At 46.9% G+C, this 22,418-nt stretch carries 23 protein-coding genes; 1 reads left to right on the top strand and 22 read right to left on the bottom strand.

What is annotated here, in order from left to right; genetic code table 11:
• Window position 1: 1 nt before the first annotated feature.
• The 6 genes from srlE to K8U60_RS07195 form a co-directional block, all read right to left on the bottom strand.
• Window positions 2-1,057, bottom strand: coding sequence for a PTS glucitol/sorbitol transporter subunit IIB (gene srlE / locus K8U60_RS07220; protein WP_223636428.1), 1,056 nt, complete (start codon window positions 1,055-1,057; stop codon window positions 2-4).
• Between the two features lie 35 nt (window positions 1,058-1,092).
• Complete coding sequence (gene srlA / locus K8U60_RS07215; RefSeq protein ID WP_223636426.1) at window positions 1,093-1,620, bottom strand: PTS glucitol/sorbitol transporter subunit IIC; 528 nt, start codon at window positions 1,618-1,620, stop codon at window positions 1,093-1,095.
• 12 nt (window positions 1,621-1,632) lie between these two features.
• The gene (locus K8U60_RS07210) at window positions 1,633-2,019 is read right to left on the bottom strand and encodes a transcriptional regulator GutM (protein WP_223636424.1); all 387 of its coding nucleotides are present in this window, start codon (window positions 2,017-2,019) and stop codon (window positions 1,633-1,635) included.
• A 264-nt stretch (window positions 2,020-2,283) separates the two neighbouring features.
• Window positions 2,284-2,970, bottom strand: a complete 687-nt coding sequence (locus K8U60_RS07205) for a FusB/FusC family EF-G-binding protein (protein WP_223636422.1) — start codon at window positions 2,968-2,970, stop codon at window positions 2,284-2,286.
• Window positions 2,971-3,203: 233 nt separating this feature from the next.
• Window positions 3,204-5,249 (bottom strand): CocE/NonD family hydrolase, encoded by a 2,046-nt coding sequence (locus tag K8U60_RS07200; RefSeq protein WP_223636420.1) that lies wholly within the window; start codon window positions 5,247-5,249, stop codon window positions 3,204-3,206.
• Window positions 5,249-6,781 carry a BCCT family transporter gene (locus K8U60_RS07195; RefSeq protein ID WP_223636417.1) on the bottom strand — a complete coding sequence of 511 codons (1,533 nt, stop codon included), beginning with the start codon at window positions 6,779-6,781 and terminating at the stop codon, window positions 5,249-5,251. The genes K8U60_RS07200 and K8U60_RS07195 overlap by 1 nt, the downstream gene beginning before the upstream one ends.
• A gap of 143 nt (window positions 6,782-6,924) precedes the next feature.
• Between K8U60_RS07195 and K8U60_RS07190 the strand changes: the two genes are divergently transcribed.
• The gene (locus K8U60_RS07190; RefSeq protein ID WP_223636415.1) at window positions 6,925-7,584 is read left to right on the top strand and encodes a TetR/AcrR family transcriptional regulator; all 660 of its coding nucleotides are present in this window, start codon (window positions 6,925-6,927) and stop codon (window positions 7,582-7,584) included.
• A gap of 167 nt (window positions 7,585-7,751) precedes the next feature.
• Here K8U60_RS07190 and K8U60_RS07185 read toward each other — a convergent pair whose 3' ends face one another.
• From K8U60_RS07185 to phnG, 16 genes are all read right to left on the bottom strand, one after another.
• Window positions 7,752-8,966, bottom strand: coding sequence for an amidohydrolase (locus tag K8U60_RS07185; protein ID WP_223636412.1), 1,215 nt, complete (start codon window positions 8,964-8,966; stop codon window positions 7,752-7,754).
• Window positions 8,967-8,998: 32 nt separating this feature from the next.
• Window positions 8,999-9,370 carry a hypothetical protein gene (locus tag K8U60_RS07180; protein WP_223636410.1) on the bottom strand — a complete coding sequence of 124 codons (372 nt, stop codon included), beginning with the start codon at window positions 9,368-9,370 and terminating at the stop codon, window positions 8,999-9,001.
• Between the two features lie 155 nt (window positions 9,371-9,525).
• A complete protein-coding gene (locus tag K8U60_RS07175; protein ID WP_223636406.1) occupies window positions 9,526-10,224 on the bottom strand; it encodes an aspartate/glutamate racemase family protein in 699 nt (232 codons plus the stop codon).
• 600 nt (window positions 10,225-10,824) lie between these two features.
• On the bottom strand, window positions 10,825-11,568 hold the full coding sequence (locus tag K8U60_RS07170) for an SDR family NAD(P)-dependent oxidoreductase (RefSeq protein ID WP_223636403.1): 744 nt from the start codon (window positions 11,566-11,568) through the stop codon (window positions 10,825-10,827).
• 87 nt (window positions 11,569-11,655) lie between these two features.
• Window positions 11,656-12,507 (bottom strand): phosphonate ABC transporter, permease protein PhnE, encoded by an 852-nt coding sequence (phnE, locus tag K8U60_RS07165; protein WP_223636400.1) that lies wholly within the window; start codon window positions 12,505-12,507, stop codon window positions 11,656-11,658.
• Window positions 12,507-13,295 carry a phosphonate ABC transporter, permease protein PhnE gene (gene phnE, locus K8U60_RS07160; RefSeq protein WP_223636397.1) on the bottom strand — a complete coding sequence of 263 codons (789 nt, stop codon included), beginning with the start codon at window positions 13,293-13,295 and terminating at the stop codon, window positions 12,507-12,509. The genes phnE (K8U60_RS07165) and phnE (K8U60_RS07160) overlap by 1 nt, the downstream gene beginning before the upstream one ends.
• Window positions 13,296-13,307: 12 nt before the next feature.
• Window positions 13,308-14,090 (bottom strand): phosphonate ABC transporter ATP-binding protein, encoded by a 783-nt coding sequence (gene phnC / locus K8U60_RS07155; protein WP_223636394.1) that lies wholly within the window; start codon window positions 14,088-14,090, stop codon window positions 13,308-13,310.
• Window positions 14,091-14,165: 75 nt separating this feature from the next.
• Window positions 14,166-15,209 (bottom strand): PhnD/SsuA/transferrin family substrate-binding protein, encoded by a 1,044-nt coding sequence (locus K8U60_RS07150; RefSeq protein ID WP_223636392.1) that lies wholly within the window; start codon window positions 15,207-15,209, stop codon window positions 14,166-14,168.
• A gap of 103 nt (window positions 15,210-15,312) precedes the next feature.
• On the bottom strand, window positions 15,313-16,128 hold the full coding sequence (locus tag K8U60_RS07145; RefSeq protein ID WP_223636816.1) for a PHP domain-containing protein: 816 nt from the start codon (window positions 16,126-16,128) through the stop codon (window positions 15,313-15,315).
• Window positions 16,118-16,843: a phosphonate C-P lyase system protein PhnL gene (phnL, locus tag K8U60_RS07140; RefSeq protein WP_223636390.1), complete on the bottom strand. Its 726-nt coding sequence runs from the start codon at window positions 16,841-16,843 to the stop codon at window positions 16,118-16,120. Before phnL ends, K8U60_RS07145 begins: the two co-directional genes overlap by 11 nt.
• 332 nt (window positions 16,844-17,175) lie before the next feature.
• The gene (gene phnM / locus K8U60_RS07135; protein ID WP_223636387.1) at window positions 17,176-18,357 is read right to left on the bottom strand and encodes a phosphonate metabolism protein PhnM; all 1,182 of its coding nucleotides are present in this window, start codon (window positions 18,355-18,357) and stop codon (window positions 17,176-17,178) included.
• Window positions 18,358-18,370: 13 nt separating this feature from the next.
• The gene (locus tag K8U60_RS07130; RefSeq protein WP_223636386.1) at window positions 18,371-19,210 is read right to left on the bottom strand and encodes an ATP-binding cassette domain-containing protein; all 840 of its coding nucleotides are present in this window, start codon (window positions 19,208-19,210) and stop codon (window positions 18,371-18,373) included.
• The gene (locus K8U60_RS07125; RefSeq protein WP_223636384.1) at window positions 19,203-20,069 is read right to left on the bottom strand and encodes an alpha-D-ribose 1-methylphosphonate 5-phosphate C-P-lyase PhnJ; all 867 of its coding nucleotides are present in this window, start codon (window positions 20,067-20,069) and stop codon (window positions 19,203-19,205) included. The genes K8U60_RS07130 and K8U60_RS07125 overlap by 8 nt, the downstream gene beginning before the upstream one ends.
• On the bottom strand, window positions 20,059-21,174 hold the full coding sequence (locus K8U60_RS07120; protein ID WP_223636382.1) for a carbon-phosphorus lyase complex subunit PhnI: 1,116 nt from the start codon (window positions 21,172-21,174) through the stop codon (window positions 20,059-20,061). The genes K8U60_RS07125 and K8U60_RS07120 overlap by 11 nt, the downstream gene beginning before the upstream one ends.
• Window positions 21,175-21,771 (bottom strand): phosphonate C-P lyase system protein PhnH, encoded by a 597-nt coding sequence (gene phnH, locus K8U60_RS07115; RefSeq protein ID WP_223636380.1) that lies wholly within the window; start codon window positions 21,769-21,771, stop codon window positions 21,175-21,177.
• Window positions 21,772-21,807: 36 nt separating this feature from the next.
• Complete coding sequence (gene phnG, locus K8U60_RS07110; RefSeq protein WP_223636378.1) at window positions 21,808-22,230, bottom strand: phosphonate C-P lyase system protein PhnG; 423 nt, start codon at window positions 22,228-22,230, stop codon at window positions 21,808-21,810.
• Between the last annotated feature and the right edge of the window lie 188 nt (window positions 22,231-22,418).

Raw genomic sequence — 22,418 nt, 5'->3', positions numbered from 1 at the left:
TCTAGCTGTACAGACCGAAACTGAACAAGTATGCAATGACGACCGCGAGTGGGCCGGTGATAACACGTGACAGCAAGACCGCTGGAACCCCGACTTCAATGGTTTCCGGCTCCGCTTCTCCCAATGTCAGGCCAACCGGCACGAAATCCGCCCCAACCTGTGGATTGATGGCAAACAGGGCAGGCAGCGCCAATTCCGGCGGGATATTCCCGCGGCCAATTTCCACACCGACCAAAACCCCGACTACTTGGGCAATAACTGCACCCGGTCCAAGCAATGGCGACAGGATCGGCAATGCACAAATAACTGATAGGATCAGCAAGCCCCCAATATTCCCTGCTAATGGCGAAACGAAATTGGCGATCAAATCACCGATTCCCGTAAAAGTAATAATCCCGATCAGCATACTGACAAAAGCCATGAACGGCAAAATGTTCTTCAGCACCTGATCGATGGTTTCCCGGCCGGCTTGATAGAAGATCCCGACCACTTTACCGGCTCCACGGCCGATTCTCTCGATGATGTTCATTTTTTCAGGCTTCTGCTTATAGCCGGCTGCTTTTTGTTTTGCTTCTTCTTTTATCTCCTGCGGCGTCTTTTCGCGGGCTGCCGGACTTTCCACTTTCTCCACCGCGTCCTCCACAGCGTCCTGGTCTTCGTATGGAGCCGCTACTGCACTGATGTTTTCAAGTTTCACTCCGGACACGAAATTCTCTTCATTGATGAATTTCATCAATGGTCCCGATGGTGAGGTCGCATTGACATTGACCGTCAGAATGTTCATCTTCGGGTAAACGCCGCAGCGGGCCGTTCCGCCGCAATCGATGATGACGCAGGCCATGGTTTCTTTATCGTACGAACCTTTAAATCCATCTACTGCTTCGGCACCGGTCAGTTTCGCAATTTCTTCCGCAACGGGATGAATGCCGCCGCCTGTTACCGACACAATGTAGCGCTTTTCTTCATTTGGCCGAATGGTCAACGGACCGCCCCAACCGCCTCTGCCTTTCGTTACTGTCACCGGCTTAAAATTCAATGGCGTCTGAATGCTGCTCATTTTCTTTGCCTCCCTTTTTTAGACCACTCGGTTAGTTAGACTTCCATGCCTCGTGATTTCATCATACGTACCGTGATGATTTCTGTGACGATGCCCCGGATCAGAATGACGATCACCCCTACGATAAAGAAGCGGATCGCCAATGGCCCAAGCGAAAAGCCCAATTGGGTGATCCCTGCGGAAATTCCCAGATACACAAACAACTCAGCGGGATTGGCATGTGGGAACAAGCCTGTAATCGGATGCACAAAAGATACTGCTGAATCATAAAATGCCGGTTTTTGTTTTTCCGGCAGAAATTTCCCGAAGGTATAGGCCATCGGGTTGGTCAGGAAGAAAACCGCTAAGACAGGAAACAGCGAATAACGCAAAATGATGTTCTTCGTGCTTCTGCGTGCTAGGTTGTTGATGCGCTCTTCCCCCACCAAACGGATAAATGCATTAACGGCTGTGATCAAAACAACAAGCAACGGAATGATGCCGGTCACCAAGCCGACAAAAACATCACCGCCTGCTTGGAACATGCCAATAAACCCTTCTGCCAATCTAACTAAAAAGTCCATTATTCTTCCTCCTTATACCGCTAGATTTGTCTTTTCATTCATCTGCGCCTCTATCTTTTCAATTGCCATCTTAAAGGCCAGATCCATCGGTTCCCCGTTAAGACCTTCCATTACAGCTTCCAACGGCATGCCAATATACTTCGTGAATGGTTCAAAACGGCTGAACACTGTAACGCCATGCATCAACCGGCTTTCGACCACGGTTCCGGCTTCATCAGTCACCAAAATTGCTACCGCCCCTATTCCCAGTTTCTGTTTTTGAATCCCTACACCCAGATATCCTGAAGGCCTTCTGCTCAACTCCCTGATCGTGCCATGATAATTCTTCAACTGCGCTTTGGTCATCCAAAGTTGAAGCAGCCAGACTGCAGCAAACAAAACGATGAACCATCCCCACATGGATTTCCGCCTCCTTTTTACATTTGTTCAGCGTCGTGACATTTGATATTATCATCATTATAAAAGCGCTTCCACGATAAATCAATACTTAATTAAAAGAAAATTCTAATTATTTAAACTGTGCCTTTTCTTTAGTCGATCGGAAAATGTAGTCTACAGAAGGTACAAAACAAACGAGTGAGCCCATTAGCTTTTCCGATAGAAAAAAGAACCGTTTCCGGAAGTCATTTTAACGACTTCCGGAAACGGTTCTTATCTGCTTTGCTATTTCTGGAACTGTCCGATAAATTCATTCAGACGGTCCAAGGTTTTGACATGCTCATTGCAGGCAGCGGAATCCTGGCAAATGTAATTGCCCCGCTTGATAAACTGATCCTGCCCGGAGCTTTTTGTTTTGGCGATGAACATGCCGACTTCACTGTGGCGGTTGCAGATGGTGCAGATGCCTTGCTTCGCACTGCGCGTAAAGCTGCCTTGGACACCGATCAGCCGATCGCTTTCATCCGCCACCAAATACATGAGATTGGAACTTTCCGTCCACGCCAAATAGGAAGTTCTGCTGAAGTTGATAGTCTCCAGCTTCGGTCCCTTGAACTTTTTTGCTTTAGGGAATAACTTCTTCAATCCCTGATCTGTGACTGCTTTGAATGGAATGATGTATGGCTGAAGCTGTCCCAGAAATGCTTCCGCATCGCTAAGTTCCTTCACCTGTACCAAAGGGTTGAGGATTTTCTTCTGCTCTTCGGTAAGTGATGGAAATAATTTATAGACTTTTTCGTGTGCGAGATGCCTGAGTACATTCAATACCTCTGCATCATTTGCGCTGGCTTGTCCCGACACCAGGATTTTCGTCTGATCCTTGATGAAATTGTATTGGTCATTCCGGATAAACGCTTTTGGGTTGTCTTCTGTGCTGCCACTGTTCAGGTTCGCTTCTTTTACATGGATCATGTGAGACCACTCCTTATGTTTTTTCGACTGGATGTATAAGGAAGAAAGCCTGGTACGATGGACGGCGCTGTTTGGCGGGAGCGATTGTCATCTGATACCACCTCCTCTAAAGGCACGGGTTTTGCTTGTGGTTTCATCATACTTTATCCCATGATTGTTTTCCATCCAGAGATTTTTAAAACTTGGTATCGAAAAAGGAGCTCCCAGTGAAATGGAAGCTCCTTTTTTAGCCTTTAGTTAAAATCGCGATCGACTTCAAATTTCCTGCATGTATCATAAACTATTTTATCGCCTTCGTAAGCTTTCAATCCACTAGTGATGTAGAATTTGGAAGCATCGGAAGTCATCGTACTAGATGACTCCAAGCGTGTTTGCCAATCTTCACGTCCAACCGTCAATGTCCAATCGCAGACGACAGAAGCTGATAGAGGATCTCCTTCAGTGATGCGGTAAACGTTTTTATTGGTGCTGCCGTATTCCAGGCCATTTTCCGGTAATCGCCGGCATCCTTCATCTGAAAAATCATTTAACACCCATTCATTGGTCACCGTATTATGGCTGATTTCACGGGTCCGTCCCGCTTCCCGCATTATCTCACGCTCCATAACAGCCGCCGTTTCGGGACGTTCGAAAGGAACAATATCTTCTGGCTGCGTCTTGTTCGTGTAAGCCGGAAGGATCAGTTTCGTGTCCTGATCTTTAATGATCTGGATTTCCGCTTCCTCTGCTGAGGGCCAAGCATGCGGCCAGTAGGTCGGGGCCACTGATAATTGCAGACGATGACCTTTCGGCACTTTGTAGCCAATAGCGTCCAGCTCCACTGTTACGACAAACTCTTCACCGATTGGCACATCTTCAGGGAATTCATGGCTGTCACGATGCGTCAGGTTCAATTGTCCCCAACTGATTAGCTTTGATGTACCAAAAGGTGACAGATCACTCAAGCGCACCGCCAAATTCCCTCGTTTGCTGTCGCTGAGAAGCTTCAGCTGCATTTTCGGAAATCCGAGGATCGCCAGTTCTTCTTTTAGTTCTTTGCCGGTGAAGGTGTTCGACAATCCGTTTTCAATTGCTTGATCTGACGGCATATCGCCTTCTTGGCCAAATGGACAGTACACACCTGCATACAACCCATGTTGCTGATGGGTCATCAAGCTTTCTTTGCCCCCATCCGGCTTGGCGGTTAATTGCAAGTCACCGAGGTGCAGCGTTTGTTCTTTGGCATTTTCGGTCGGCCAACTGTTCTCAAGAACCCATTCCCCAGGACGGACATGGTAGTCTGTTTTCGGTGGAACGGCGTCCTGCAGCCACATACGCAAGACGGGTTCGTCCATAATGCCTGTTTCTTCCTCTTTCAGCCATTGGTCCCACCAACGAAGACATTCTTGCAGAAAGCCGATTTGTGGCCCGGGAACCGCAACTTCCGGATATTCATGTGCCCAAGGACCAATCAACCCTTTTTTGGGTCCTTTTAAGTTCTGTACCATTCGGAAAATTGCGTTGGTGTAGCCATCAGCCCAACCACCGACCGCATAGACCGGAATTTTGATATCATCGTAGTTTTCACAAACTGAGCCATGCTTCCAGTAAGCATCACGCCGCTGATGACTCATCCACGCTTCTACGAATGGAGGCGTTTTTTCCAGTCGTTCCAACCAATTTTCGCGCCATGCATCCCCAACATGCTTTGGATCGGCCGGCCTGCCGTTATAAACCAACATCGTCGAAGCCCACCAGAGCATATCGGAAGCGAGCAAAACGCCTCCCTTATAATGGACATCATCAGCATAGCGGTCATCAGTAGAACAAAGTGTAATAATCGCTTTCAGGGCCGGGTGCTGACGTGCAGCAACCTGGAGACCGTTGAATCCTCCCCAGGATTTCCCGATCATGCCGACAGAGCCAGTGGACCATTCCTGTTTGGCAATCCAGTCGAGCACTTCAAGCGCATCATCCTGTTCCTGTTCGGCATATTCGTCATACATTATGCCTTCGGAATCTCCGCAGCCTCTTAGGTCGACACGGATGCTGACATAGCCATGCCCAGCAAAATATGGATGGCGAATCGAGTCCCGCAATGCGGTAAATTCATTTTTTCGGTAAGGAAGGTATTCCAGAATCGCTGGAAGCGGCTTGGTTTTTGTACATTTTGGAATCCATAGCTTTGCCGACAACCGAACGCCGTCAGACATGGGAATCCATACGTGCTCCACTATATCCACTTCATATGGAAAATCTTCTTTAATTGACCTTGTGCTTTCTCTTACGTTGAATACCATTACTCAAGCTCTCCTTTTTCAGTTGATGTTTCTGCCTCGGGGTAATCCTGCTTTAACCACCGCAGGAGTGAAACCGAAAGCAATACGTAGAGGATAATCACCGGCACTGAAACAATGACGGAGGATGTCTGGATGACTCTTAACCCGCCGATCAGCAGTAAAGATATAGCTAAGGCAGCCAATACCATTCCCCAAAGCATCCGATTCCAGCGGGCTGGCTCCTGGCCTGCTGTCAATTCTTTTGTCGTGATGGATGCTAAAATATAGGTGGCCGAATCCAACGACGTTGCCAGGAAGATAAATCCAAGAAGTGCGAAGAACGGCAAAACGATGAAGCTGAGTGGCAAGGTTTTTAAAATCTCAACAATTGCAGCAGGATCTCCTCTTTCACCCATAATTCCAATGACATCGAGTGCTCCGCTCAATTGGAGATTCAAGGTATAGCCGCCAAAAATACCGAAATAAATCCAGCTGCCTACAGATCCCCATATCAATATATGGGTAATCAATTCACGGATCGTTCTGCCTCTTGAAATACGGGCAACGAACAAACCGATGAAAGGTGCCGTTGCTGCGAACCAAGCCCAATAAAAGACTGTCCACGTCTGCGGAAACCCTCCCTGATTGATCGGATCGGTTGAAAAGCTCATAAATGCGAAGTTCTGCAGCATCAATCCGAAGCTGTTGCTGAAATTAGAAAGAATAAACAAAGTTGGACCTACCAGCAATACGAAAATCGCTAAACCCAATGCCAAGTAAACGTTCCAGTCACTGAGCTTCCGGATGCCCTTGTATAATCCCATGTACGCACTTGCGCTATAGATAATGACCCAAACAATAATGATGATGATGCTTAACATCATCGATTGTGGAACACCGAAAATTTCTCCAATAACTGCCGATACCATCGGTACACCCAGTCCGAGAGAAGTTCCAAGTCCTCCGACCAAACTCCAGATGACCAGGATATCAATGGCTTTTCCGATGAACCCATCAGCGTGTTTGCCTAATGCTCCCCGACAAGCTGAACTGATTTTAAGCGAATGGTTCTTCTTAACAAAAAACGAATAAGCAATCGTCACAGTAGGTAAAGCGTAAAGTGCCCACGCAGAGATTCCCCAATGAAACATGCCATAAGCGACTGCCCATTCAGCAGCTTCACTGCTGTTCGGCTCTATTCCAAATGGAGGACCCATGAAATAATACATTGGCTCCATCATGGACCAGAACATGATACTCGTTCCCATCCCTGCACAAAATAACATAGCCCCCCAACTGAAGGTGGAAAACTCAGGCGCTTCCTCTCCGAGCTTCACTTTTCCGTATTTACCAAATACGAGATACATTAACAACAAGAATAAACCAAATGTTAAAAATTGAAATGCCCAATCGAGATTATACGTAATCCCTGTTAACATTGTATTTAATACAGGTTCGGCACTGCTTTGAAAAATCACAAGACCTAAAGTAGCTACAATGATTACAATCAAAGAAGACCAAAAAACAAGTGGATCAATTTTTACTTTATTCATCTTTTTTCCCCCTAAAAGTTGAAAGTAAAATCATGATTAAAAAATAATCATGATTACTTTTCTGTTTATTTAGCGTATCATGAGAGTATAGAATAGTTCAACATTATATAAAAATAGTTTAATACTCAAAGGTGGGTTATCGATTGGAGAAAAAGAATATAAAAAAACGCCGCATGTGGACATATTTTATTGATGCGACAGAAGAGTTGATTCAAACTGAAGGATTTGACCATGTAACGATCCGGAAAGTAGCCGAGAAGGCGGGATACAACAGTGCTACCATCTATAATTATTTCGACGAATTATCTCATTTGCTGTTTTTTGCTTCCTTAAAATTTTTACGCCCTTATGTGGAGACAGTTACCACTGAAATGGAGAAAACAGACAATCCTGTTGAGAAGTATCTCATCGCCTGGGAATGTTTCAGCGAGTATTCTTTCAAGATTCCTGAAATCTTCAACGCTGTCTTTCTGATGGATCTTGGGGACCGTCCTGAAAATATGCTGGAACGTTATTATGAACTGTATCCTTCCGATCTCGTGACAATCCCAGAAGAATTATTACCCGGTTTACTGGAAAGAAGCATCACGGATCGTGGTCGTTTCGCCATTAACTTCATCGTTCAAGAAGGTCTTTTGGATAAAGATGCAGCAGAAGAATTGAATGAATTGACCAACTTGGTTTGGCAAGGCATGTTCTCAAATTTCTTGAATAACCGCAATCATTACACTGTTGACGAAGCACAACAACGAACGATGAAGTATATCCGTGAAATTGTAGATCAAAAAATAACTAGCAATTGAAAAAAGCAGCCATTCTAAATTATGGTTAAACTGAGCTCCATTTGAAATGGACAGTTTATTAGAAAGCATTCTGCAATCCACAGTTCGACGAGAAGGATTTTCACATTAAAATTTAAAATGAAGACAAAAAAGAACCGCTCCTTGAAGGGAACGGTTCTACTCCAAACTCAGCTGGGCTGCCCATAATCACAAACTACATAAGCAACCGCTTTTGCGGCAACCAGCAAGGCGTCTTCATCGATATCGAATTTCGGGTGATGGTTAAAAAAGACTTCCGACTGCCCTTTTGGTTTGCAGCCGATGTTGAAAAACAGCCCTGGTGTTTTTTCCAAGTAATAAGCGAAGTCTTCCGAACCGGAAAATACCGGATATTCGACCACTTCCTTGATATCGGGATCGGCGGCTTTTTTCAGGATGGCTACGACTTCTTCAGTTACGGCCTCATCGTTTTTCAGCGGCGGGTAATCGGCAGTGTAGACCAAATCGCATTTCACATCAAACTGTAGTTCAATGCCGCTGACAATACGATGGATTTCCCGGTCGATCAGCTGCTGTGTCTTGTCGTTCATGTAACGGACGTCGCCTTCGATTTCAATGCTGTCTTTGATGATATTGAATGAACCCTTGCCATCAAAGGAGCCGATCGTCACTACACCCATTTCAAATGGATTGAGGCGACGGCTGACCACTGTCTGTACCGCGGTGATGAAATGAGCACCGGCGACAATCGGGTCATTGGCATTCTGTGGAGACGAGCCATGGCCGCCGCGTCCCTGAATTTTCAGCTTGAAGTAAGTTCTGCCCGCCATGGCATAGCCGCTTCGGTAGCCGATGGTCCCGGCTGGATGGGTTGGGAACAGATGGGTGCCGAATACCGCATCCAGATCATCGAGCACACCGGATTCCACGATGCTTTTCGCTCCGCCCGGCGGTGTTTCTTCCGCATGCTGGTGAATGATTTTTATAGTGCCTGACAGTTCTGCTTTCAATTGGATCAGGCAGTCTGCCAACACCAGCATATAAGCTGTATGGCCATCATGGCCGCAGGCGTGCATGACGCCTGCGTTCTGGGACTTGAACGGAACATCCACTTCCTCGTGAATCGGCAGCGCGTCAAAATCAGCGCGCAGGCCAATGGTCTTGCCCGGCTTGCCGCCTTTGATGGTGACGATGATGCCGAAACCGTTCCCGACATGCATCTGGACTTCGACATCTTTTCCTTTATAGAAATCAGCTATGTACTGCGCAGTCTTTTCTTCTTTGAATGACAACTCCGGATGCTGGTGAAGATGGCGGCGGATCTGGATCATTTCCTCTTTCCGGCTGTCGAGCAGATTCAAAAGTTGTTGTTTGAGATGAGATGACTTGTTTTGCTGTACCATTTTGCATTCCTCCTAATTTTTAATCTCCAGGCTTATGCCGTCGCCTTTTTCAGTTTTTCCAGAAGCAGGCAGATGATCACCAAACCGAATATACAGCAGAAGGCTTTCAATGAAGTCGGCACAGGACCAAGGTTGACAGTCAAGGCCAAGGCGATGCCGATCACTCCCCATAATGGCTTTTGCATAGCCAACTGTGCGATGAGTCCACCGAAAATTGCGGGCAGGACAAATACCAAGGAATCCACCACCGACTGAGGCAATAGGGTTACGACATACGAACCGCCAAATACGATGAACAGCAGCATGACAATATTGACGATTGATGCAGCTGCCATCGCCAGTGTCGCAGTCAGTTCACCTTTTTTTGTTCCTGGCTCCACTCCTACGGCCGACTGGCTCAACAAACCAGAGGACCCCGAATACGGCAGCATACGCCAGAAAACTGATTTTATCATAAAGAAAGGGGTTACAGGATTTCTGTAACTTTTTTTGGTTCTGCTATTAAACATACGAAAAAAGGCTCTCCCTCAAAGGAAAGCCCATTTTCCCACTGACCTGTTCAGTCTGTCGTGATCATTTCAACGATTTTGGCAACATGGACTTCCACTGTGTTCAATTGCGGGATAGCCAGATCCTCTGGCTTAAAGATCATCGGAAACTCCGTGCATCCAAGAATCAGCCCTTCAATTTCATGTTGTTCGATCATCCGTTCAACAATCGCCAGAAACTCTTTTTTCGTTTCCTCATTGACGATTCCCTGCTCCAGTTCCTTGACGATTTTTTCGTGAATGTATTGTTGTTCCCGTTCATTCGGCACGAAGATCTCTTTTCCATTGATCTTGAATGGTTCTTTGAAAAAATCATTTTCCATGGTGAACTGGGTTCCGAGCAAACCAATTTTCCGGAGTTCCAACTGTCGGGCTTTCTGGTAAGTTTCTTCAACGATGCTGATCATCGGGATGTTCACTTTCTGCTGCACCTGGTCAAAGACGATATGCGGCGTATTCGCTGAAATGACCGCAAAATCAGCTCCTGCCCGCTCCAGGCTCAGTACGGCGGCCGCCAGATATTCCGCCAGTTCTTCTTCCTGTCCGCTCTCAAGCAAGTCGAAAATCTTATACATATTGATGCTGTAGATCAGCAGTTCCGGCAACGTTTCCTGACTACCGGTTTGTTTTTGAAATTTGTTGATGATGGATTGGTAGTAGTCGACAGTTGACTCAGGTCCCGTACCACCAATCATTCCAAGTTTTTTCATGGGGCTCTTCCTCTCTTCGTCTGTCATTTACTGCAGCCGTTCCAAATTTCCTAAATCGCTCTTACTTGAAAATTCCCTAATAGGAAGAAGTAAAACTTTTCAATAAAAAAGGAGCTGCATATTGCAGCTCCTGAGCTTGTAGACAAAAGAATATTGCTGTCTTTTAAAGAATGAATACACATTTTATCACGTTTATACCGGTTCCTGCGCTACAGGCGGACGCTTTCCACGGGCTCGCGCCGAACTAACTCGGACTCGCGCCCGAGTGGATTTCGGCACTTCGTCGCTTCGCTGCTCCCGCAGGAGTCGCCGCCTTGCGCTCCGGATCCTTGAGTGAAGGATTTACCAGGTTTGTAGAGATGACATTTCCTGAAGTTGACTAGCAAGCTTCTCTCTTCGCTTGGAGCAACATGCCCCAAGCGGGCTGGCGACGAAGCTAGCGCAGCGATGCAGGGGCATGGTGTTCAATACAGGCTGAAGCTGAGCCCACGGAAAGCGAAGTGGCCGGACCGGTTGGGGATTATGCACCGCTATACATTTTGGTCAGACTTTGTCTACAGTCCTGAGGAGCTGCATATTGCACTCTTTTTTGCTGTCTCATTACTGAGCAGTATATCCGCCATCGACCATTAACGTACTGCCTGTCACAAACTCATTTTCGACCAGGAAGACGATGGCATGTGCAATTTCTTCCGGCTGTCCCAGTCTGCCGACAGGATGCTTATCAACCAAGGCATCATAGAAATCACCCAATGCTTCTTTACTGACCATCCCTGACTCCACATAGCCCGGCGCTACTGCATTGACGCGGATCTTATGTTCAGCATACTGCAAAGCCAATGATTTGGTCATCAGGTTGACTGCGCCTTTAGTGGCGTTATAGGCAAAAGCACCGCCTTCCCCAACTGTTCCAAGAATCGAAGAGGTGTTGATGATCACACCGCCATCGCCATTTTTCAGCATATTCTTGATTGCGTGTTTGGCACCGAAAAAGACGCCATCCTGATTGATGGAAATCACTTTATGGTAATCCTCGTACGTCAATTCATGTGTCACACCAAGTACACCGACGCCCGCGTTATTGACCATGATGTCAACTCTTCCGTAACGTTCGACTGTTGCGGCAACCAACTTTTCAACTGATTCTTCACTGGCTACATCAACGTTGACAAACAACACTTCAGCATCTCCCTGCTTCAACTGTTGTTCAGCCTGCTTGCCGCCTTCTTCATTGAAATCGGCGATGACAACTTTCGCTCCTTTATCAAGAAACGCTTTTGCTGTCGCCAAGCCGATACCGGATGCCCCACCTGTTACGATTGCCACTTTGCCTGCTAAGTTCATTTACTCCGCCTCCTAGTATTGGAAAATACTCTCACCCTCTATTAAACCGCAATAAACTGAGTATTACAACTTACCAGAAAATAATATTTAATTGCCTAATTTTGCAGCCGGAAAATAACGTTCTTTCATTTTAGTTGAGAGGATTTCCAAGACGATGGCAAAAACCAAAATCATATAAGTGATCATTCCCACTTCACTCAAATCGAAATAGAATCCGGAAGCCATGAATAGTTCAAAGCCTATGCCTCCTGCTCCTGCTGCTGCACCCATTGCCACAGCAACTGAAAAATTAATTTCGAAGCGCAGGAATGTCCAGGACAAGAGGTAGGTGAACGTCGACGGCAGAACCGCATGCACAACGATGTGCCACCAGTTGGCTCCTGTCGCACGTAATGCTTCAATGATCCCCTGATCCACTTCTTCAAAGGCTTCTGAAAAGGCCTTGACCAAATAAGCGATGGAATGAAACAGCATACCAAGCACCGCCGCTTCACTGCCCAAGCCAGCTGCAATGGCAAAAATTAATACCCAAAGAACAGTAGGGACTGCGCGGATAAATGCGACAGCAATTCGCACAGTTTTTGAAATCCAGGCTTTTGATAAATTTGATGCGGCCATCAATGCCAGGAAAAACGCGATGGCAGCTCCAAGTATTGTCGATAAAAATGCCAGACCTAAGGTGACGCCCATTTGATAGAATGCTTGCCCCCAAGTGAAATGGGAAAGCGCTGGTGCCAAAAACATCTTTTTTAAGTTGTAGAACGTTTCCGGAATGGCCTTAGACAAGTCAAGCCCTGTGTAATCAAAGAAGTAGAACGCCGCGATTGTCAAAGCGATGAGTAGCGTGACCGTCCATGTCATGACGCGTTCCGACTTGCTTCCCATCTTAATTGTTATGCGGCCGTTGGCTCCACGCCTTATGTATGTGCTTGCCTCCATTAAATAATCACCTTCCTGATATAGTTTGACATCAGCTCGATGACAATCACCGCAATAATGATACTGAAGGTAACGAGAGCTACAGCATTGTAGTTCAAGGTCTTATAGTACAGATCGAATGCATAGCCGATGCCCGTACCAGTTAAGATTCCCACTAAAGTCGCGCTTCTGATATTGGTTTCGATCATAAAAAGAATCCAGCTGATCATCTGTGGCAAGCATTGCGGCACAACGGCTTTAAAAACGATTTGAAAATATGTTGCACCGGTGGCGCGCAGTGCTTCAACCGCACTTTGACTCGCTTCATCTATCGATTCGATAAAAGCTCTTGTTAGAAATCCGACAGATCCCACGAATAAAGCCAGGTAACCTGTCATCGAATTTTGGCCGAATGACAACAAAAGAATCAAGGCCCAGGCTACAACCGGGATATTCCGCGAGACTGAGGCAACAAAACGCGCAAACACACCTAAAGCTCTGCTGGTGCCTGTCGTTTTCGACCCCATCAAACTTAAGAAAAAGGCAACGGCCGTGCCCGTTGTCGTTGCGGCAATTGACATGAGAATCGTTTCAAGCAATTTTTCCAAAATCGTCGGCAGGCGTTCCAACGATTCCTGAGTGATCAACAGATTCGAGAAGATCCAAGCACCCGCTTTGGGCAATGTGGCAAGGCCATGGAAAATATTAAACTCGGTGATTGCGGAAGAAGCAAGAGTCATTCCGAAAATCAACACGACAAAAAAGAGTGTCTGCCATTTCCGGCTGGCTTTCATTGTTTTCTCATTCACTGTAATTGCTCCTTAAACCATGATCAATTCTCTGATTTCCGGGGTTGCTTTTGATTGTGTTCCATAAATAAGATCTGTATGGCTTCGGTGGAGCCGGTAACTCGGTCCATCGAAAACGATTCCGCCTTTGTTCAAACCGATGATCCGGTCAGAGTAGTCTTTTGCAATCTCCACTTGATGCAGGTTGACGATACAGGTAATGCCCAACTCTTGGGTGATCGATTTCAAATGGTCCATGATTACTTTTGAAGCATTTGGATCGAGCGACGCAATCGGTTCATCGCATAAAACGATTTTCGGTTCCTGGATCAATGACCGGGCGATGCCGACACGTTGCTGTTGCCCACCACTCAATTGATCACAGCGTTTATAGGCGTGTTCTTCGATGCCCAACTTTTTCAACAGGAAAAAAGCATGTTCTTTTTCCGCTTCGTTAAAACGTCCCAAAATCCCTTGAATCGTTGTCTTGTAGCCAAAGCGGCCATGCAGGACGTTCTCGATAACCGATAAACGCGGCACCAGGTTATAATGCTGAAAAATCATTCCGATAGTTGTACGCACTTTCCGCAGCTCTTTTTTGTTCAATGCGCCGACGTCCTGGCCATCGAAAACTACTTTCCCCTCATCAATTTCCACCATTCGATTGATGCACCGGAGAAGTGTCGATTTCCCCGCTCCCGAAGGTCCGATCACAGAAAGAAATTCACCGGCTTCCACTTCAAAATTCAACCCTTGCAGCACTTTCGAATCCGAATTATAGGACTTTCCAAGATCTTTGATTTGCAGTAAAGACATGCTCATCGTCTCCTTTTTCGTCTCATTTGTCAGACAGCGCATTCCCAATGATAGGAACGCGCCGCTGTCTTCCGGTTATTCTTTCGATAGCTCACGGATTGGATCGAACCACGCATCTTCAACCGGCGCAAACCGTTCATCCCCTGATTTGAAGAAGAGCCCCGACTCACCTGAATCTTCCGGAACAAAGATTTTTTCATTATCCGCGATTTCATCTGAAGTGAATAATTCTTGCAAGGCATCGTAATCTTCCTGGCCAAGCACTTCCATATTGGCTGCGAACGGTGCATTCAAGACAGGAGTGACCCCCATCAATGCAAATTCACTGCCTGTTACGGTATTGAACGGTTCTGCTGCATCATCTTTGACTTTATAGATGGAACCGACTTCGTTGGCTTCACCTTCGGTTACCTCCACGTAGTTTTCAACACATGTGTCACAGAATGCCGAGACTTCAGCACTGTCATTCAGTAAATTGACGGCTGACCCCTGATGTGAATTTCCGAACAGCACTTGAGAGAACAATGGACCGCCTTCCATCAAATCCTCTGCCGCCAGATCCTCATAGCCGGATTGTTCAGCAAAATGGCCGATGATGGTGGAAGAAGGAACAACAAATCCGGAGGTGGAGCTATTGGAGACGAAAGACATTTTTTTCTGTTCCAATGTATCCAATGAAAACTCGCCATCTGCTTTGAATTTCTCCTGATCGTCGACATTGACTGCCAACCAGCTATGGTAGATGGCATCGTCAAGTGTGCCAGATTCTCCTGTCGGCACAACCAACGGCTCAATCGCGTCGTTGCCATTTTTCGCTTCAATATAGCCCTGTGCTCCCATAAACGCCATATCCGCATTGTTGTTGACCAAAGTCTCGATTGCAATGGCATAATCCGTTGTCAATTGGTGCTCGACTTCTTTGCCTGTAGCCTGCTCAATAGCCGCTCCGATTTCATCACGGGAAGATGTCATGTCCGACCCTGATTCATTTGGATACCAGACCACTTTAATCACATCATCCACTTCCGTTTTACCCGCTTCTGCGCTGCCGTCCGAGCAGGCCCCTAACAATAAAGCCGCTCCCATTACCATTGCCAATGCTGAACTTTTCTTTTTCATGGTCGATTCTCCTTTTTGTCTAACTGGAATGAGCAGGAGACCCTGCTTTGTCAGTACCATTACAACATAATTCCAAGGCAAAATACTGAAATTTACAGGAACTTCACAGTCTTTTAACGCTGCTTACATCTCCTGGGCTGACGATGTCTCCGGGCTCTATCATTGCTCCAAAAGCTCCGTGATAGTCGCTGCCCCCGGTCATCACGAGCCCATATTGCCGCGCGAGCTCTTCCACTTTCAGATGATCTTCTGCCGAATGGTCGAAATGGTTACGTTCAATTCCCCCTAGGCCTGATCCAATCAATTCGGGTATCAGCTCATAGGAGTCGAGTTGTCCGGGATGCGCCATAACGGCCAGGCCTCCATCTGAAACGATTGCCTGGACAGCATCTGCAGCAGATGCATACTCAATGTCTCCTGCTGCGACGCCCTTTCCTTTGAATAGGCTTTTGTACAGGAATTGATATTCCTTGGACGTATAAGGGGCATCTGTCAATTGCTGCATAATATGCTGCTTGTAGACAGTGGCTGAAGGTTTTGCCGATTCTATAACCGCTTCGGAATCCAGGTTAAATCCTGCTGCTTGAATTTGGCTCATCTGCCACATCGAATGGCTGTGGCGAAGTTCCAGAAGTCCTTTGCACAGCCGATTGATCGCTAATGCTTCAGAATTAAAATGATAGCCAAGGATGTGTACTTTTCGCTGACGCTTAAAGTCATAGGCGGAAATCTCAATTCCAGGAATCGCCTGTATATGATGAGTTTCCGCAATGCGTTGTTGTTCCCGCCATCCTGATATGGTGTCATGTTCAACAAAACTGATAGCCGTGACGCCCGCTTTCTTAGCTTTCTTGATGACACTCTCCACCGAGTCCGCTCCGTCTGAATAGTGGCTATGGACATGCAAGTCAGCTTTCAGCGCCAACACCCACTTTTCCCGTGACAGTCAACGTTCTCGTCTGCATGTCATAAACTTTATCGCAAAGCCCTTCCATAAATTCAATGTCATGAAAAATCCCGACAAGCGTTGTGCCTTCTGCCTTCAGTTTTTCAATAATCTCACGGACTTTCAGTTTGGACTGATGATCGAGACTCGCTGTCGGTTCATCAAGAAGCAGCAGCCGCGGTTGCTTAACGGTCGCCATGGCAATGTTTAAGCGCAGTTTTTCCCCACCTGAAAATGTATTCGGGTAACTGTCCCAAAGCTTTGGATCGATTTCAAAATGAGCTAATGCTTTTTCCGCTTCTTCAGCAGCCACAACCTCCGTCGAGCCCATCTCCAATAAGGCATTGGTGACCAATTGCCGGCAGGTTGTACGCGGCATGACATTTAAAAATTGGGACACATAGCCGATTTCGTATTTCCGCAAATGCAGCATTTGGCGTTCCGTGATATGGGCCATGTCCACTACGCCGAATGCCGCAGAATCATAAAGAATCTTTCCATGATCCGGCAGATACGTACGATAGATGCTTTTCAGGATCGTCGATTTGCCACTGCCGCTTTTTCCGACGATGCCAATAAATTCGCCTGTTTCTAAAGAAAAACTGATGTCTTTTATAGCTGGCATGGTCTTGTTTAAATGATGAATGGTGAAGCGTTTCTCAAAGCCCACTATTTCCAGCATCGTCATTAGATTGCCTCCTATTTTTTAACTTAAGAAAATACTACTTTTAGGTTCTTCATTTATGGTCGGGACTGCACGGGCGCTTCCGCTTTTCTTTGTCCAGACTCCAGCGCCCAGCTCTTTGGGTCATAAGCCACTCTGGTGTCTAGTTCAGTGCCTAGCTCTTCGGGATGCAAGCCGATCTGGCTATGCGGCTAAAAACATACCGCTTCGCCAGCTCATCTTACACCTGTCAGAGCTGAATAGGCACTTCTACTTTTCTGGCTGTGTGGCAAAGAACGCCACTTCGCCAGATCGTCTTATGCCCGGCAGAGCTACACGGGCGCTTCCGCTTTTCTTTATTTCAACCGGTAATTCGTCGTAGTAATCAACGCGCCATTGACCATTGTTGCCGTCAACATCGGATAACCGTCGTCCATGCGTTGAATGATCAACAGATCGGCTCTTTTCCCGGGTTTGATCGACCCCAGTTCGTTGTCCATCTTCACTGCTTTTGCCGGATTTAACGTGACCATCATGAACATCGCATGCAGATCGTTGCCGTATTTCTCATGCAGATCAAATACAGCATGAAGCAAAGCAGGTGGATAATAGTCGCTGCACAGGATATCCATGCAACCCTGGCTGACCGCTTCCGCCGCTGAAAGATTTCCTGAATGGGAACCTCCGAGCATCACATTCGGGGCTCCGGCGATTGTGTAGATGCCCAGTTCTTTAGCTTTGACGGCGACTTCGAGCGTAATCGGAAACTCACTGATGGTGGTACCGAAGCTTTTCACCAAATCCAGTTTCTTCACGTCATCGTCATCATGGGAAGCGACAGCAATTCCGCGCGCGAGCGCAATATCCGCCACTTCCCTGATTTTCTCTGCAGCCAGACATTCGGTGCTTTGGCGCTCTGCAATGAGCACATTGACGTCCTCATCCGAAATTTCGCGGTAGCCTTTCAACGTTTCACGGTAGACTTCCAGGTTGCGGTATTGGCCTTGTCCGGGTGTATGGTCCATGAATGACAGCAGGTGCACTTTGCCGTCTTCAATATTTTTCACCAGCTGGTCCACTTCATCGATATTATCGATTTCGAAACGGGCATGCAGACGATGGCGAATCAAATGCAGCCGGTTATGCGTCTTTTCGATAGCGTCCACCATGCGTTGGATATTGTTCGGATTGCGCATTGGTTTGTGGGAGAAAACATCTTCTTTATAGAACGACAGGGAGTGGAACATCGTTGTGATGCCGTGGCTGATAAGAATTTTTTCCGCTTCACGCAGGCTGATGTCAAAATCCATCATGCTGGTCGGACGCGGAGAAGCAATCGTTTCGATGTAATCGGAATGGATGTCGATAAAGCCCGGTGAGATATAGCCTCCGTTGGCATCGATCAGTTTGGCAGCCGGATAGTCTACTATCTGTTCTTCCGGGATGATCGACTTGATAATTTCCTCTTCCACTACGACTGCCAATCCTTCGGCTATTGATTGCTCGGTTACGATTTTGCCATTATGGATAATATACAAAGCATCGATCCTCCTAGAGTAATGAGTACACGAGTTGCTGCGTGTACGCATGTTGTGGGTCTTCTAATACTTGATCCGTCAAGCCCTGTTCGATGATTTCCCCATTCAGCATGACAATGGTCCGGTCAGCGAGCATGCGGATAACCGCTAAATCGTGCGATACCACAATCATGCTGATGCCAAGTTCACGCTGGATCCTTTTGATCAGGTCCAGAACATTTGCCTGAACCGACAAATCGAGTCCGGTTGTCACTTCATCTAAAAACAGAATGGGTGGATTATTCGATAATGCTTTAGCAATCTGGACGCGTTGCTGCATGCCGCCTGAAAAGTTGCGCGGTTCTTCTTTCATGCGATGAAGCGGGATATGGACATTGTCCAGCAGCCGTTTGCTTGTTGTTTCCATATTCCCAACATTCCGGTTGCCCGCCGCTATGAGCTTTTCTGCAATATTTCCCACAGAGGAAAAATTCATTTTCAAGCCATGCACTGGATTTTGATAAACCATCCCATAATCGTGGTTGCGGATGGAACGCTTTTGCTGTGAAGACAAATCAAAGACATTGAAGCCTGCCAAAACGGGTGTATTGATATACGCCTCCCCTGACGAAACGTCAGTGTCGAAGTACAGGCATTGCATCAATGTGGATTTGCCGCTGCCGCTTTCTCCGACGATCCCTAGAATTTCGCCGGGATATACATCAAGTGACACGTCACGAACTGCATAGACTGTACCGCATACCGTGCAGTAGTTTTTTTCCAAACGATTAGAATCTAAATTGGTGCATTGAGAACAACCGGGACCAAATTGCTTTCGCAAGTTACGTACTTTTAGAATCGGTTCTTCATGCATAACTGCTCTCCACCTCGACTTTCTCCCTGCTATTCAGCTGTTCCATGCAATAACTGGTGTCGTTGCATTGATAGACGGGCTCTCCTGTTTTCTGATCAATCAATTCATCAAGAAAGACGTGTGCTGATCCGCATAACTGGCATTCCTTGCCTTTAAATGATTCAACAGCAAATGGGTAATCTTCAAATGCCAATGATTCAACATTCGTAAAGGGTGGTACAGCATAGATCTTCTTCTCGCGTCCCGCACCGAGTAAAATCAACGCTTCGGATTGATGCATTCTGGGATTATCAAAGCGCGGAATCGGGCTTGGCGCCATCACATAGCGCCCGTTGACATAAACCGGGTGATCCGCAGCAGTTGCCGTTTTCCCATATTTGACGATCTGCTCGAACAGCATCAGCCAAGCGCCGCTGTAATCGTCTTCGGAGTGCATGCGTTTGGTCATGTACTCGCGTGCTTCCACAGGACGCAGAGGCTCAGGCATCGGCACTTGAAGAACCAGGATCTGGTCTTTCGTCATCGGTGTTTCAGGGATGCGGTGGCGTGACTGGATAAGATCTGCCTCTTCCGTTTGGTCAGTGGTTTGGACACCTGTCGTTTCCTGAACCAACTTTTTGATGCTGACCGCATTGACCGATTCATCGGCTCCTTGGTCGATGACTTTCAGCACATCCGTTTTGCCGATCAAGGACAGTGTCAACTGCAAGCCGCCTGTTCCCCAGCCGCGTGCAATCGGCATTTCCCGCGACGCGAAGGGTACCTGATACCCCGGAATAGCGACAGCTTTCAGTGTAGCCCGCCGAATCTCTTTTTTGGATCCTTCATCAAAAAATGCAAAATGCGGTTTAGCTCTCAACTTCCTGCACTCCTTTCTTTACTTGGCGGATACTGTCCAGCTTCGACTGGAACGTGACGTAATGCGGGAGTTTCAAGTGGGAAATAAAACCGGTGGATTCTACTGAATCGAGATGCAATAAGACAAATTCCTCATCATGAGTTGGAAAATCCGCATTCGGATGTTCCAGGCATTGATCCAGTATGCTCATGGCAATCGCTTTTGTTTCATTTTGCCCATAGCAGACGCCATAGCCGATTTCAAACTCCAGTTCACCTTCATTGTTGTCATTTTTTACAGTTACCGGCACAAACGATTCCACTTCCGTTATGCGCATTTCGCCGACATAGAATTGGTCTTCCGGATCCGGATCCACTTCGTTTGGATGTGCTGTGTAAATCGGTATTTTACCGACACGAACTTCACCTACAGTGGGATGAACTTGTCCATATCCCCGCAGCGATGCGTAGCCGAATGATGTTACGGTGCCTGTTTGTCCGCGTGTCAGGACCTGCAGACGGGCGCTTCTTGTCGTCGGAAATTGAAGGCTTTGCTTGGTCACATCGTTCGGGAATGTATTATCCGGTTCGTATGTCTTAAACAAGCCTTCCTTCCGGAGATAATCGACGACTTTCGGAAAATAAACCACTTCTGTTGAGCCTTGAAGGGCTGACAAGTTATTTTTATAATCCTGCAGCCACTTGCGATTCGTTTCCATGCTTTCTTCCAACAATCCGAAATCCAGCAGCCGGTGTGTGTAATCATAGGTGGCACCCAATAACTGGCCGCCTGGAATATCCTTGAAACTTGCCGATATCCGCCGTTCGACCAGCATGGTTTCCGCTTCGACAGTCTCGCTGTAATAGTGGCGCGGCAAAGTTGAACGGTGCGCGCGCATCAGGAATACAGCTTCTTCCATGCTGCCTTCCCCTTGCTTGATGGCCAAAGCCGCAAGTTCCGGTGAATACAGGCTGCTTTCAGACATCACCTGATCCACCATGCTGCCCATCGTCGCCAGGATCGTGTTGATCTCTAAAATTTCTTCACCTTTTAACCGTTCATAAGTCAGCCGTTTAATCGAAGCCTCGATAGCCTGAGTTCCGCCTTTTACAGGAACATAGCCCATTTACTCCACCTCCATTAAAATGGCCGTAACCGTTCTCGGCAGACAAGCGACCTGAGAGGAGCCATCCGCAAAGATCATATCAATGCCCATCGGATACTCCTTGATGCGGCTGTCTCTGGCTTGCCAGAATTCGAAAGATTGCCCCATCGCCAAATGGGCTTCCGTTTCGATTCCTGGTCCAGTCAGCAGCAATGTGCCTTTGTTCGATAAAGCCGGAGTTTCAATAATCCAAGTCGAGGATTGCTGTGGATCGATCAAGTTGCCTATTTTGCATTGTGCCATGGCTTCTAAAATTTCCGATTCCCTGTCTTCCTGCAATACGATGATGAAATCCGCTTCCTGCAACGGAACACAGCGGGCTGAAGTGTATTCCGAAATCTTCTCGATCAGATCCCGCCGTTTTGTCGACAGGACATGAAAAGTGACTTCCGCATCCAGCAGCACCATCGCGCTTAACATCAAGGCATCGGCACAGCCGAAATCCACATCCATATTTTCTGTCTCCTGCTCAATCGATGAGATGGTTCCTGGCCGTGACATACTATGTAATAATTTCCGATAAACTTGCTGCAAGTCATGAATTTGGTCAATCGCCATATAATCCCTCCTGGTCAGATCATGTAATTTGTTTTCTCAGACTTCCATCGTTTCAAAATTTACTTTTGTTTCGAAAAGGCCTGCTTGCTGCTGCGCTTTGGCTGCATGGATCTGCTGTTCCTCGTCTAAAAGCAAAGGTTCCCATTCAGCTGTTTCAGGCAGTTGAGCCTTATAAGCGGCATCAATGATCGCCAAATCGCTGGCGCGTTGTTCATCCATGCCTACCAGCAGGCCCGTTCCGATTTCCCCTGAAATCTCCGCTTTCGCTTCTGTTGTCAGGACTTCTCCTATATAAAACAAGGAATTTTTTGCTGTCTCCCTCATTTTGACCATAATCATTCCTTGCTCCGGCGCACTGATTTCACGGCATTCGTATTTTTCCGCGATGCTGGCTGCTAAATCCTTTGCCAAACGTCCATCACCTTGAATAAGGATTTCTGTTCTTCTGCGTCTTTTCATAATCGCTGCCTCCTTGTCTGTAAGTTCATCGTAACTTGTCGCCAAGTGGCTGTGTTTTAAGCTCTCGTAAAGCTTGTGTAAAGGTGCTTCACAATTGTGCCAAGAAAAACACAAGCGCCCATACAGCCTAAACAATAAAAGAAAAACTCAAAGCCAGAATGTAGACAAAGCCTGACCAAAATGTATAG

The organism is Planococcus circulans, from assembly GCF_020023385.1.
GTDB lineage: Bacteria > Bacillota > Bacilli > Bacillales_A > Planococcaceae > Planococcus.
The sequence above is the reverse complement of the archived record's forward strand: the minus strand, read 5'-3'. Positions and strand labels throughout refer to the sequence as shown.

Bases quoted from the DNA above. Each gene is read 5' to 3' on its own strand.
- srlE (WP_223636428.1), bottom strand. From the start codon at position 1,057: ATGAGCAGCATTCAGACGCCATTGAATTTTAAGCCGGTGACAGTAACG.
- srlA (WP_223636426.1), bottom strand. From the start codon at position 1,620: ATGGACTTTTTAGTTAGATTGGCAGAAGGGTTTATTGGCATGTTCCAA.
- K8U60_RS07210 (WP_223636424.1), bottom strand. From the start codon at position 2,019: ATGTGGGGATGGTTCATCGTTTTGTTTGCTGCAGTCTGGCTGCTTCAA.
- K8U60_RS07205 (WP_223636422.1), bottom strand. From the start codon at position 2,970: ATGATCCATGTAAAAGAAGCGAACCTGAACAGTGGCAGCACAGAAGAC.
- K8U60_RS07200 (WP_223636420.1), bottom strand. From the start codon at position 5,249: ATGGTATTCAACGTAAGAGAAAGCACAAGGTCAATTAAAGAAGATTTT.
- K8U60_RS07195 (WP_223636417.1), bottom strand. From the start codon at position 6,781: ATGAATAAAGTAAAAATTGATCCACTTGTTTTTTGGTCTTCTTTGATT.
- K8U60_RS07185 (WP_223636412.1), bottom strand. From the start codon at position 8,966: ATGGTACAGCAAAACAAGTCATCTCATCTCAAACAACAACTTTTGAAT.
- K8U60_RS07175 (WP_223636406.1), bottom strand. From the start codon at position 10,224: ATGAAAAAACTTGGAATGATTGGTGGTACGGGACCTGAGTCAACTGTC.
- K8U60_RS07170 (WP_223636403.1), bottom strand. From the start codon at position 11,568: ATGAACTTAGCAGGCAAAGTGGCAATCGTAACAGGTGGGGCATCCGGT.
- phnE (WP_223636400.1), bottom strand. From the start codon at position 12,507: ATGGAGGCAAGCACATACATAAGGCGTGGAGCCAACGGCCGCATAACA.
- phnC (WP_223636394.1), bottom strand. From the start codon at position 14,090: ATGTCTTTACTGCAAATCAAAGATCTTGGAAAGTCCTATAATTCGGAT.
- K8U60_RS07150 (WP_223636392.1), bottom strand. From the start codon at position 15,209: ATGAAAAAGAAAAGTTCAGCATTGGCAATGGTAATGGGAGCGGCTTTA.
- phnL (WP_223636390.1), bottom strand. From the start codon at position 16,843: ATGACGATGCTGGAAATAGTGGGCTTTGAGAAACGCTTCACCATTCAT.
- K8U60_RS07130 (WP_223636386.1), bottom strand. From the start codon at position 19,210: ATGCATGAAGAACCGATTCTAAAAGTACGTAACTTGCGAAAGCAATTT.
- K8U60_RS07120 (WP_223636382.1), bottom strand. From the start codon at position 21,174: ATGGGCTATGTTCCTGTAAAAGGCGGAACTCAGGCTATCGAGGCTTCG.
- phnH (WP_223636380.1), bottom strand. From the start codon at position 21,771: ATGGCGATTGACCAAATTCATGACTTGCAGCAAGTTTATCGGAAATTA.
- phnG (WP_223636378.1), bottom strand. From the start codon at position 22,230: ATGAAAAGACGCAGAAGAACAGAAATCCTTATTCAAGGTGATGGACGT.